This is a genomic window from Sphingomonas sp. STIS6.2, assembly GCF_000732685.2.
Taxonomy (GTDB): domain Bacteria; phylum Pseudomonadota; class Alphaproteobacteria; order Sphingomonadales; family Sphingomonadaceae; genus Sphingomonas; species Sphingomonas aerolata.
The window spans coordinates 1-11923 of the sequence record NZ_JPDP02000124.1 but is presented as its reverse complement, the minus strand read 5'-3'; the positions used below and the strand labels follow the sequence as shown (position 1 = coordinate 11923).

Sequence of the window (11923 nt, the reverse complement as noted above, 5' to 3'; positions counted from 1 at the left end):
GGTGCGTGATGACACTTGCGATCGCCGGTCTGGGCGATCGTAATCGCGACTGGGGACTTGCGATGCAGGGCGAATTCGAGGCCTCGATCGACGACGGCAGGCCGTTATTCTTTGCGTTCGGTTGCCTGCTGGGCGCGTGGCGCATGCGATTGGCGGACCCGGACGGACGCTTTGCCTTGGCGAGTTTCGCGCTCGCGGTCGGCCTGATCCTGCCGCTGGCGTCGGTGCTAGCCGTCGGCGCGATCGTCGGCTTTCCGTATCTCAATTTCGCGCAGGACAATGTGGTTGGTATTCTGGCCGTCGACGGTGCGCCGACGACGCTTCTCAACGACGGCAATCGCGCCGCCGCGTCGTCGCTGTCGATGGTGGTATTCCTGCTGGCGGGCACCAGCGTTCTCGTCGCGTGGGCAATACTCGATCGTAATTGGGTCCGCGTTGCAGCGGTCGAACAGTTGACGGTGGCGGCGACACTGACGCTGTTGGTGTTCGTCGGGCTGCTCGGCTTCGACGACACCCGCATGATCTTGCCGATTCTGGCTTTCGTGACTCAGCACGTCGTGGTCCTGATGCTGATGCAATGGCATTGGCGGCTGGACCGGGACACCGCGAGCTCGCATCGTCAAGACTAGCCATACTCGGTTCGTTCGACACTGTTCATCCTGTTAGCCCGCAAAAGGTAGCAAACCCATGCAGTCGCCCGAGAGTATGCGTCAGGATACTCGATGGGCGCCTCGCATAACCTTCGCAGCATGCCTGTTGTCTTGGTCGGCGGCAGGTATATCCCAGTCCGGAATGCCGTCGGTCGTACCGGTTAAAGGCGATCCCGACGCATTGCGAGACCAGCCCAACGCGTCCAATTCCCGCCCTGATATCGTGGTGGTCGGCAGGCGAGGGCAGGTGGACACGGCGATCCAGCCGCTGGCGACACTCGACGCGGGGGCGATAAGCGCCACCGGGGCGACCTCGATCGACGAGATGCTGCGGACGATCCGCGGCGTGACGCAATCAGGCGACGGGCAGGAGCCGATCTTCCTGCTCAATGCGCAACGCGTGTCGGGATACCAGGAGATCGGCAACTTGCCGCCGGAAGCGATCGAGAAGGTCGAGGTGTTTCCGGAGCCGGTCGCGCTGCAATACGGCTATCCGCCGACCCGGCGGATCGTGAGCTTCATTACCAAGCGCCGGTTTCGCCAGCTATCCTTGAAGCAGGCCGCCGGGACGTCGACGCGAGGCGGCGCCGACAATGCGAACGCGCATGTCGATTACACGCGTCTGCGGGGCGACGGCCGTCTCACGCTGTCGCTGGACGCGCGACATACCGATGCGCTGTTGCAGACCCGGCGGCGCGTCCTGCCCGATCCGGACGTGCCGTTCGATGCACGCGGGAATATCAACGGGACGCTGGCGGGTGGCGAGATCGATCCGGTGTTGTCAGGCTTGGCCGGACAATTCGTGACGATCGTCCCGGTGCCGAACGCACCTCTACCGGTTGGCTCGGTCAGCCTCGGCAGTTTCGTGGCGGACGCCAATCGGCCGCGGCTGTTCGACCTGTCACCATTGCGTACACTGGCGCCGTCCAACGAGACGTTCCACGGCGAGGCGGTGATCGCCAACCGGATCGGGCGCAGGCTGTCGGGCTCGTTGACGCTGACGGGGGATCGCAGTCGCGAACATACCGCGTTCGGCCCGGCAAGCGCGACCTTGTTCATTCCCCGCGGCAATCCGTTTTCGCCGTTCGGCCGGGACGTGCTGCTCCAACGCTACCTCGTCGAGGCACCGCCGCTCAGCCAGCGCACCGATACCACTACCCTGCACGCGGGCAGCGTGGTGCGCGGCGCGTGGCGGGGGTGGCAATGGGACTGGACCGGCACGCTCGACACGCAGCGCAAGGAAGGCATCGTCGCCAAGGCGATCGACACCACAGCGGTCACTGCGGCGATCGCCGCGGGTGCCGACCCGTTTCGACCGCTCGATTCCGCATTGCTGGCCAATCGGCTGGTCGATCGGACGGTTCAGTCCAGTTATGGTGCCGGCACGAAATTCGTCGCGACCAACCGTCCGCTGCACCTGCCGGCCGGTCGCGTCACGCTGACGGCCACGTTCGAAGGCGAGCAGATCGGCACGGACAGCAGGACGCGCGGGGCCAACCCGTCCGCGATCGCCTTCGATCGCAGCCGGGTCGAGGGGGCGGTCGCGCTCGAACTGCCCATCACGTCGCGGCGCGCGGACGTACTGCCATGGGTCGGCGAACTGTCGGCGAATGTCTCTGCCACCGTCCGCCACGTTGGCGGTTTCGGCGATTTGTCAGATTCAACGCTGGGCGCGAACTGGGCGCCGTTCGCGGGTCTTCAGGTATTGGCACAGATCAAGCGCTCGGCCACCGCGCCGACGCTCGACCAGCTCGCCGCCCCGCAGATCTCTGCACCCCAGGTTCCGCTGTTCGATTTCGGGACCGGCCGTTCAACTCTGGTCACTTTATTAGTAGGCGGCAACCCCGCGTTGTCCGCCGAGCGTCGTCGAACGCGATCGATCGGCGCGACGGTGAAACCCTTTGCCAAGAGCGAACTGCGGATCAGCGCCACTTACGAGACGACCGACATACACGACGGAATCCAGACAATCTTTGCGCTAACGCCCGCTGCCCAGGCGGCGTTGCCCGCATTGTTCGTGCGCGACGCCGCCGGTGCATTGGTGTCGGCGGCATACCGGCCGATCAATATCTTCCGCGAGCACCGTCGGACCCTGAACGTCACGCTCGCGGCAAACGGTCAACTCGGTCGCGCTAGGCCATCGACGACACCAGACGGTCGCCCTGCCGACCGCCCGACCTTCTATGGCGGGATTGGCCCCACGATTCGCTTTGCCGATCGCATAGAGCTGATACCGGGCACACCAACGCTTGATTTGCTGGACGGTGACACGCTTTCGGGCGGTACCACGCAGCGCCTTGCTGGCTATGGCTATGGGGGGCTGAGTTACCTTGGCAATGGCGGCACATTCGACTTCTACTGCACCGGGGGAGCGACTGTCCGAGGGGATGTCGCCGCCTCCATCCTTACCTTCGCCCCCCTGTGCAAGATCAACGTCACAGGCTCGCTGAGCGTCCACCATTTCCTGCCACACCAGAACTGGACCCGGCATCTTGGTTTCAAGCTCGAAGTCGCCAACATAACCGGCGCCCGCCAGCGCGTTCGCGACGCGACCGGCGTTGTTCCTTACCGTTATCAACCCGACCTCATCGACGCAGTCGGACGAAGTATCGTGCTTTCGCTCCGCAAACTGTTTTGACGATGCCAAGGCACCCATCAGTTGAAATCCGTCTGTTAGCCCTGGCATTTAGGTCGCCAGATTTGGCGTACCCTCGGGGGTAGCGATACGACAGAAAGCGCTGATAACGACTTAGTGGATCGGCTTGCCGGGCGACGTTTGCTTTGTTAACTGGCGCGCCGTTCCAGACAAGCAGAAGACCGATCGCCGGTTCTCTAGGGCGTTAGCAATTGTTTTAAACGCATGCTGTCGGATTCACCGTTTTATAAAGAGGAAGTATTTGTCTTACCATAATACAGCTGCGCAAACGTCTTTGTGCATCTTGCCGGCTTTGAGCCGGGCCTTATTCGTAGTTTGAGGGGACGGCAACGGACAATGATCCGCTGTTAGGAGAGCGGCGCATGCGGATGACGGTTTGGGCTGGTATGTCGGTGCTCGCGTGCGCATCCGCTTCTCTCATAGCACAGGTTGCCCCGCCACCGTCCTCGGGCCGCGACATTGTCGTGCAGGGTCAGCGTGCCCGGCCTAGCAATTGGCGCGAAGCGGAAACCCAACACGTCATCGTGCTAAGCGACGGCCCTGAGCGAGAAGTGACACAGATCGCGCGCAACCTGGAGCGGCTGTATTTCCTGATGTCGGTCCTACTCAACCGAACCGATCGCACTGACGATACAACGAAGCTACGGGTCACACTGATCGGCGACGCCGCTGAATTCCACGCCATGGATTTGCGTAACTTGCGCTGGCAACAGGGACCCTTCAACGAGGCGTTCGACATCCGGCGCTACTATGACCCGCGGCCAGACGGGGCCGTGCTCGCAACTACCCGGATCGATCAGCGTATCGTGCTCCAGCAGGGTGTATCGGTCGCTAGCGCCTTGCAAGGGTTGCAACTGCCAGGGTCTGGCGGACAGCCCGGCCGGGCAGGGGGACAGATTGGCCAATCCGGACTGTTCGGCTTGCAAAGCAGTGCCGACCTGATCCGGCCAATTAATGAGGAGTCTGTGCCGCTAACCGCTGAAGGGATGATCTACGCAGGGTTCGCTCAGCATTACCTCACGACCTTCTTCCCGGCGGCCTATCCCCGCTGGTATCTCGATGGCTTTGGGCAGCTATTCTCGACGCTGGTCGTCCGCGGTGACACGACGATGGAATTTGGCCGAGCGCCGGCAGGCACGACCGCCGTGCTTCATCGCTTCGGAAACTTCGCTTCGGCGGACGTCTTTAGCGAAGCTTACCTCACACGTCCGGCGAACAAGACCCGTTGGACTCCAGTGCATGCATGGATGCTGACGCATTTCCTGTTCTTCTCGCCGACCCGCAGCGGGCAATTCCGCGGGTATCTAAAAGCGGTCGCTCGCGGAACGCCGTCGGTAGAGGCGGCTGCTGTATTTGGGGATCAGGATGTTCTCGCCAAAGAATTGCGCCGCTATTTTTTCGCCAAGAAACCGTTCGAGCGAATGACCTATCCAGCGGAACAGGCAGGCACGCCGATCGTGCACCGGCTGTCACTTGGAGAAGCCGCGTTTGTTAAGGGACGGTTGGAGCTTGGTTCACGCGTCGAGGTGACAACTGGTCCCGCCGTCAAGCAGCGTGACGTTTGGTTGAGGCGGTTGCGCGCCGACGCGTCCAAATTCCCAGCGGACGAAGGCGCGCAAATTCTGCTTGCGGAAGCCTAATGCCGAAGCGGGAATGAAGTAGAATGCCATGCAGCAGCAGACCGCGCACTGGTAGTCGCGCCAAGCAGCAGCAATGCGCTGATGTGGAGCGGTGTCGCGATGACCCAACAAGCGAAGACATTGCCTGGCAGCGAACGTGCTGCGATGCTTCGGAAAGCGCGAGGCACGATAGCACGTGCCAACCGAGCCGACACAGAGGCTTCCGCACCGCTCCTCGCTTACTATCACAGCTTCGCTGATGAGGGTGAACCGGTGCCTCCGATCGCCATCGACGGGCTCACCAAGGCGTTGAGTGCGGTGCCGAACGCACCGACGACCCGTGTTACGCTCGGGACCGAGCTTTCGTTGGTTGGGCGTGTGTCGCTGGCCCGAAGCACGTTGATGCCGGTCGCACGGGGCGGGTATGAATCGCCGGAATGCGCCAGTGCTATCGCATTGCTCGCCACTTTGCCGCGACCAGAGCCTATAGCAGGTAACCAACGAATTTTTTAGCGGTGTGCCGGATGCGGATAACCGCAGCGTATAACGCCAATGGGGCAGACATGCCCGCACGAGTACATGGCTGACCGTTGTGGTAAACGATTTTCACTGAGGTGCTGGCGGTCTTGCAACTGTCCCTTGCAGATTAAGGAAATTTGTTTGTTAGTCTCCCCGCGGCCTGAGATCGCAAAACGAGGGGGAGGGTATGAAGGGACTGGTATGTATCGTGCTGGGCGCGACGGCATGTCTACTGGACGGCCGCGTTTCGGCGCAAACCGGCGATATTTTACAAAACGCGATTAATACCCCTGGTGTCAGCTATAGCGTTTACGGTGCGGGGCAGACGAACAAGCCGGTAAAGGCCGATGTCGTTGGTGGCCATGCTTTGCAGATCACGATCCCCGCGGCCACACCCAATGTGTGGGATGTGGGCGCGAGTTCACCGATTACCAAGCCGATCGCCAAAGGCGATAAGATCGTTATCGCTTTTTGGGTCCGTGCACCCAAGCTCAAGGCTGATGCGACGACACCGATCTCCTTTGCTGGCGTCGCGCTCGCCGCAGCACCCTATACGCCACTCGTTAGCGGTTCGGCCAACGTTGGGCGCGATTGGAAGCTGGAACATATTGCCGGCATCGCCGCAGCAGATGCCGCTGGCGGTACGGCGATGGTATCGCTGCATCTCGGTGCGGCCAAAGCAATGCTGGAGTTTGGCCCAGTTTTTGTACTTGATCTTGGTAAGGCCGGACGGTCCAAAAGCAGTTAGATTTGTACGGGGCGAACGATGTGGTGAGTGGTAGGGCTCTCTGCCTATATTTCGCTCTTGTTTATTGAAGTAAATAGTTCCGCTTTTGCAAACTGAGCTGTTGAACGGGATAACGTTGTGATCAAAGCGCTAGTCAGCGGCCTTTTGGGCGTGGCATCTTTACCGCCTGACACCGTCGCAACCAAGATCGACATTGACACCATGACGGTCAACGGTCGGTTTCTATATACTGCGGCGGGCGAACGGGTGGTGCTGCGCGGTGTCAACGAGATGTTTTCCGCATCTTCTGATCCCACGGGCAAGTATACTTTACCGGAAATTGCTAAAACGGGTGCAAATGCCGTCCGCATCATGACCCAACCAAGCTATCCCGCAACCAGTCTCGACGCCATAATTCGCAATACGATCGCAAATGGCATGATCCCAATCGTCGAGTGCCACGCAGCCACCGGTAAGTGGGACAAGCTCGACGATTGCATTAAGTATTGGACCCGCGCTGACGTGGCCGCGGTAGTACGTCGCCATCAGCGTTGGGTGCTAGTCAACATCGCTAATGAAGCCGGCACGGAAGTATCACAAAGCGACTATCTGGCCGGATACCGCGACGCGATCGCGCGAATCCGTTCCGTTGGTATCGAAGTCCCACTCGTGATCGATGGGTCCGATTGGGGCAAAGAGTACCGAATGCTGCTGAACAGTTGGGCTCCGCTAAACGCAGCCGATCCTCGCCACGCGATCATTGTCTCGGCTCATAGCTACTGGGTAGGCACGGAGGATGAGCGCAAGGTACCGTATCGGGAGATTATCACACGTGTGACCCGGGACAATATTCCTTTCTTGCTTGGCGAGGGGCCGACCGCTGCCGGTTGGGACTGTAAGACTTCGCCTTATCGATGGGCCATGGGCGAATTGGAACGGGCTCAAATCGGTTGGCTAACCTGGTCATGGGGAATGGTGCCGAACGGCGATTGCCGCGAGGAGAATAGGTATGACGTGACAGACGGCGGGAAGTTCGGGTCGTGGAAGTCAAAGTCGGGGGAAGCGATGATGGTCTCCGACCCGGCGAGCATCCGCCACACGTCGCGCCGTCCGTGCTCGATAAGCAATTCTGGCGCCAGCTGCGTTCGACCGAGCGCGCGCCGCCGCACGTCCCGTTTATAAGTTTACCCCAAGCAATAATCAGACAGAGTTTGCGGAGAATATATTTTGAAAAAGCTGGCGCATTTATCGGCACTTACTCTCTTGCCGTTCGTCATGGGCGTGGCGCAGGCCCAAGACCAGTTCATTGATCCAAACACACTGCGGCCATCCCTGGACCCAAACCGCATGTCGAATGGACTGGCTCGTACGCCGCAGATGGGTTGGAACAGCTGGAACAAATTTGGCTGCAACATTGACGAAAAGACAGTGCGCCGCATTGCCGATACCATGGCGACGAACGGCATGCGCGATGCGGGATATGAGTATGTGGTGATTGATGACTGCTGGCACGGCGAACGTGATGCCAATGGCTTCATTACGGAAAGTAGGGAGAAGTTTCCTTCCGGCTTGAAGACGTTGGCCGACTACGTTCACTCCCGCGGTCTCAAATTCGGCATCTATTCCGATGCCGGTGCAAAAACCTGCGGAGGAAAGCCGGGCAGCCTCGGACATGAATATCAGGACGCACTGACATATGCCCGGTGGGGCGTGGACTATTTAAAATATGATTGGTGCTCGACTGGCACCCTCAACGCAGAAAGTGCTTATGCCCTCATGGCGGATGCGCTGAAAGCCACAGGACGCCCAATACTCCTGGCAATGTGCGAATGGGGTAACAACCGTCCCTGGGAATGGGGCAAAAAGATTGGCAATTCGTGGCGGACGAGTAGTGACATTCGCGATGCCTGGAAGGGAAGAGAAAAGTGGTCGATTGGTATGACCGACATCGTAGATGTCAATGAGCCCCTCTATCCTTATGCCGGACCCGGCCATTGGAACGATGCCGATATGCTCGAGGTAGGCAACGGCGGCATGTCTGATACCGAATACCGTTCTCACTTCAGTTTGTGGGCCATGATGACTTCGCCGTTGATCGCTGGCAATGACATCACGAGCATGAGTGCGGCGACGCGTGACATTTTGCTGAACAAGGAGGTGATCGCAGTCAATCAAGATCGATTAGGGCAGCAAGGTCGTCGGGTGCGCGATGATGGTGACCAGGAAGTCTGGTCGAAGCCGTTGAGCGATGGAAGCCGCGCAGTCATACTATTCAACCGCGCCGATAAACCTGCTGAAATCGAGGTCCAGTGGCCTGAAGTAGGCCTGACACGATCAGTGCGCGCTAGCGTGCGTGACTTGTGGAATCACAAGTCGGTGGGCAACATCGCCGGACGTTACGCGGCACTAGTGCCAGCACACGGCGTAATCATGGTCAAAGTGACACCATGATTGCTATTATCGAACATTGGCCGCGATGCACATCAATTCAAAGTCATGCAGAGAGTCGATGCTAATATGTGAGCCAACAAACCCCATTCTCACAATCTCGGATTGCTGGATTGTTGAAAGACTGATGTTCTGACCAAGCGTCAGCAGGGTGATACCCTGTCTGACAAATTCTCTTTTGGCGGATCGCACGCACCATTGAACATGTCACATTGACACCACCAGCTAGGACATTTGGCGGACACCGCCGCTCTTTAAATTCCGCCTGAAGGTATGGCATGGTTAGGGCAGTTTACCCTTAGTCGTCCGTTTCGATCGCCGGCTCGACCTTGAGCAGTCGGCGATCGCGAGCGATCTTCGCGAGAAGGGTGCGGCTGCAACCTGTCGCATCCATAATCTTCCGCCAGCTGCGGCCGTTGCCCAACAGCGATGAGATGGCGGCGTTGCGGGTCTTGTTCTCCAGACGCCCCTTATAAAGGTCGGCCGCCTTGGCCTTGGCAGTGCCCTCAGCCTGACGGCGACGCCGATCGTCATAGTCTTTGCATACGACCGCGGCGAGGACATCGAGCATCATCGCGTTGACCGCGGCAAACATGCGACTGGTGAACTCGTCGGCCGGTGCCGTCAGGCCCCACGACGTCGGCAAATCGAGCGCAACAATGCGGACCTGTTTGGCATCGATCAGGCCACGTAGCCAAACCCAGTCCGGCGAGGTGAGGCGGGACAATCGGTCGAATTGTTCGAATTGTTCGACCAGCAGTACGTCACCGGGTTCGCAGTCGGCCAGTAACCGGAAAAGCTCGGGCCGATCCAACTTAGCACCGCTTTCGTTCTCAACATAGCGCGCTGCGATCCGCAGGCCGTGCTCAACCGCAAACGCATCAAGAGCGCCACGGGCACGTGATGTGTCTTGTTCGGCGGTGAAGGCGCGGAGGTAGGCACGTATGAACATGCCTTAATCTTTTACACGTGGTGTTTATTTGTCCGGTTTTTCTTGAGTGATCCATGCGCCTATAACCTACGAACCACTGGCGGTTCCTTGAAAGACACACCCTAAAAGCACCATTGTTCTGGGCCATTTAAGACAATGTGCGACAGTGAGCCATCAATGGGTCGCTATGACATATCTGCTTAAGCATAGAACAGCTCGGTAGCGTTGCCACATTGGGCATGACCAGCTATCTATCAACTTTAAGGCTACGGTTCGATGTAGGTGCCGCTATGTTGTTGCCCCCTAAAGGCCTGACAGAGCCTCGCAGGTTTGCGCGATGAACTCGCGTGGGGACCGATAGCGCAAAGCGCGGTGCGGATGCACTTCGTTATAATGGGCGAACCAGCCGGGCAGTTGGTCGATGACGCTCTGGGCATTCGGCCTGGGGTTCACGCGGACATAGTCGCGCTTGAGGGTGCGAACGAACGCCTCAGCCATGCCATTCGATTGAGGACTGCTGACCGGGGTCGTGCGCGGGATCAACCCGATGTCTCGGGCGAAGGCGCGTGTGTTGCGAGCGGTGTAGCAGCTGCCGTTGTCGGTAAGCCACTCGATCGGTTGGGGCACGCGGTTCACCCGTCCGTAGCGATGCTCGACGGTGGCGACCATCAAGTCCTGGACGTCCTCTGCGGTGATGCCGCCCGTCGTCGCCACGTGTCCCATCGCCTCACGGTCGCAGCAGTCGAGCGCGAATGCGACGCGTACCTTCTCGCCATTGTCACAGGTGATCTCCAGCCCGTCGGAGCACCAGCGGGTGTTGCGCAGATCGACGGCGACCCGGCCATCGTGCCGCCGTTCCTCGCGGCGTTCGCCGTCACGCTGCAGCAGCAGCCCATGCACCTTCATGACGCGGTAGACGCGTTTCGGGTTGGGCGCTTCGCGCCCAGTCTTTTCAGCCTCCCGGCGCAGCAGAGCATGAACGCGGCGATAGCCATAGGTCGGCAGATCGGCGACGAGCGCGCGGATGTCGGCGACCAGCTCGGCATCCGGCAGCGGCGGTCGTCCGCGTGGTCGGGGCGCTGGGCGATGGCGCATTGCGGACAGGTGTGGGCGAGCAATTCCGACCGCGCCTGACACCGCGCTCACCGTCCATCCCGCGGCAACGAGGTCGAGCGCAACAGCAGTTTTTTTGGGCCTGCGGCCCGGGACACGGTCTCGCGGAGCAGCTCGTTCTCCATGGCCTTCTTGCCGAGCAGCCGGTGTAGTTCGCGAACCTGCGCCTCGAGCGCTCGGTACTCGGACGCCGGCACCACTTCCTCGCCCGCTGTCGCGGCGGTCAGCGCACCCTGCGCCATCAGGCGCCGCCAGGTGAAGATCTGATTGCCACCGATGCCATGCCGGCGGGCGACGAGCGACACGCTCATCCCCGGTAGATACGTCTCCTCGACGATCCGGACCTTTTCCTCCGGCGTCCACCGCCTCCGCCGCTGAACACCGGAGAGAACCTCGCCATCGTTGTAACGCCTGGTCGTACCGTCAGTCATATGCCTCACTCTTATCTAAGAGCGGGGCCCTGTCAGGTCATTTAGGGGGCCACCTCACGCTATGACGCTACAGATCAACATAACTCCGAATGGGAGGATGAGCCTACCGGCTGACGTTCGTAAGCGGTTGGGGCTAATTGGTGGCGGTGCGGTCTATCTCGACGAGACGGAAGACGGGGTCGTTTTGCGGACGGCGAACCAGGCGGTGGCAAGAGCCCAGGCGTTGGCTAAGCAGTATACCGGTAGTAATCCCGAGGCCTCGGTTGACGCATTCCTTAATCGTCGTCGCGAGGACAGCGGCGAATGACCGTGGTGCTGGATGCGTCAGCGCTCATTGCCATGATCAAGAGCGAAAAGGGATCCGCCAAGGTCGCCACAGGAATTGCGGGCGCCCGCGTGAGCAGCGTGAATTATGCCGAGGTGGTGACCCATTTCATCCATACCGGCATGCCCGAGCGTGAGGTCGATGCCATGCTTGATCCGTTGCCACTGACCGTGGTGCCGGCGGACAAGGCCCTTGCCCAAATTGCTGGGAGGCTACGGGCGGCGACGGCCGAGGAAGGGTTGAGCCTCGGGGATTGCTTCTGTCTCGCGCTTGCCCTGCGCGATGGGTTGCCGGCATGGACGAGCGACCAGAACTGGAAGAAGATTGCGGACGCCGTCGAGGTCAAGGTCGTGACCATCAGGTAGCATCGCATGACCACGCCCGAGCTCGTCCGCGTCACCGACTAACTGCATCCGCAACCGCAGGATAGGGCAGGGAACCGACGCCCGGTTCCCTGTGCCCCTCTCATCACTAGAAAGCTTTCATGCTACGTCTGATCCACAC

10 protein-coding genes are annotated in these 11923 nt (G+C 60.1%); 8 read left to right on the top strand and 2 right to left on the bottom strand.

Translation table 11 applies throughout. The features are described 5' to 3' along the window. From sphst_RS13820 to sphst_RS13795, 6 genes are all read left to right on the top strand, one after another. A partial coding sequence (locus sphst_RS13820) for a hypothetical protein (RefSeq protein WP_159043638.1) occupies positions 1-629 on the top strand: 629 nt, incomplete at its 5' end. A 268-nt stretch (positions 630-897) separates the two neighbouring features. Further along, positions 898-3288 carry a TonB-dependent receptor gene (locus sphst_RS13815; protein ID WP_031394029.1) on the top strand — a complete coding sequence of 797 codons (2391 nt, stop codon included), beginning with the start codon at positions 898-900 and terminating at the stop codon, positions 3286-3288. A gap of 380 nt (positions 3289-3668) precedes the next feature. Further along, on the top strand, positions 3669-4946 hold the full coding sequence (locus sphst_RS13810; protein ID WP_107045697.1) for a hypothetical protein: 1278 nt from the start codon (positions 3669-3671) through the stop codon (positions 4944-4946). 685 nt (positions 4947-5631) lie between these two features. Next, a complete protein-coding gene (locus sphst_RS13805; protein ID WP_043156989.1) occupies positions 5632-6192 on the top strand; it encodes a hypothetical protein in 561 nt (186 codons plus the stop codon). A gap of 117 nt (positions 6193-6309) precedes the next feature. Continuing rightward, positions 6310-7353, top strand: coding sequence for a cellulase family glycosylhydrolase (locus sphst_RS13800; protein ID WP_051916400.1), 1044 nt, complete (start codon positions 6310-6312; stop codon positions 7351-7353). Between the two features lie 45 nt (positions 7354-7398). Beyond that, complete coding sequence (locus sphst_RS13795) at positions 7399-8622, top strand: alpha-galactosidase (protein ID WP_234387657.1); 1224 nt, start codon at positions 7399-7401, stop codon at positions 8620-8622. A 295-nt stretch (positions 8623-8917) separates the two neighbouring features. Here the strand turns inward: sphst_RS13795 and sphst_RS13790 are convergent, their stop codons facing one another. Both sphst_RS13790 and sphst_RS13785 read right to left on the bottom strand, forming a co-directional pair. Further along, positions 8918-9571: a recombinase family protein gene (locus tag sphst_RS13790; protein ID WP_031394315.1), complete on the bottom strand. Its 654-nt coding sequence runs from the start codon at positions 9569-9571 to the stop codon at positions 8918-8920. Positions 9572-9853: 282 nt separating this feature from the next. Next, a protein-coding gene (locus tag sphst_RS13785; RefSeq protein WP_107045696.1) for an IS3 family transposase occupies positions 9854-11094 on the bottom strand; the annotation gives its coding sequence in 2 pieces (ribosomal slippage) (positions 9854-10747 and positions 10750-11094; 1239 coding nt in all). Positions 11095-11155: 61 nt separating this feature from the next. On the opposite strand from sphst_RS13785, the gene sphst_RS13780 reads away from it, so the two are divergent. After that, positions 11156-11401 (top strand): AbrB/MazE/SpoVT family DNA-binding domain-containing protein, encoded by a 246-nt coding sequence (locus sphst_RS13780; protein ID WP_031393635.1) that lies wholly within the window; start codon positions 11156-11158, stop codon positions 11399-11401. Further along, positions 11398-11784 (top strand): type II toxin-antitoxin system VapC family toxin, encoded by a 387-nt coding sequence (locus sphst_RS13775; protein WP_031393636.1) that lies wholly within the window; start codon positions 11398-11400, stop codon positions 11782-11784. The genes sphst_RS13780 and sphst_RS13775 overlap by 4 nt, the downstream gene beginning before the upstream one ends. The last annotated feature ends 139 nt before the right edge of the window (positions 11785-11923 follow it).

What these genes read in the sequence shown, in the direction of transcription:
- sphst_RS13810 (WP_107045697.1), top strand. Translation starts at nt 3,669, where the DNA reads ATGCGGATGACGGTTTGGGCTGGTATGTCGGTGCTCGCGTGCGCATCC.
- sphst_RS13805 (WP_043156989.1), top strand. Translation starts at nt 5,632, where the DNA reads ATGAAGGGACTGGTATGTATCGTGCTGGGCGCGACGGCATGTCTACTG.
- sphst_RS13790 (WP_031394315.1), bottom strand. Translation starts at nt 9,571, where the DNA reads ATGTTCATACGTGCCTACCTCCGCGCCTTCACCGCCGAACAAGACACA.
- sphst_RS13780 (WP_031393635.1), top strand. Translation starts at nt 11,156, where the DNA reads ATGACGCTACAGATCAACATAACTCCGAATGGGAGGATGAGCCTACCG.
- sphst_RS13775 (WP_031393636.1), top strand. Translation starts at nt 11,398, where the DNA reads ATGACCGTGGTGCTGGATGCGTCAGCGCTCATTGCCATGATCAAGAGC.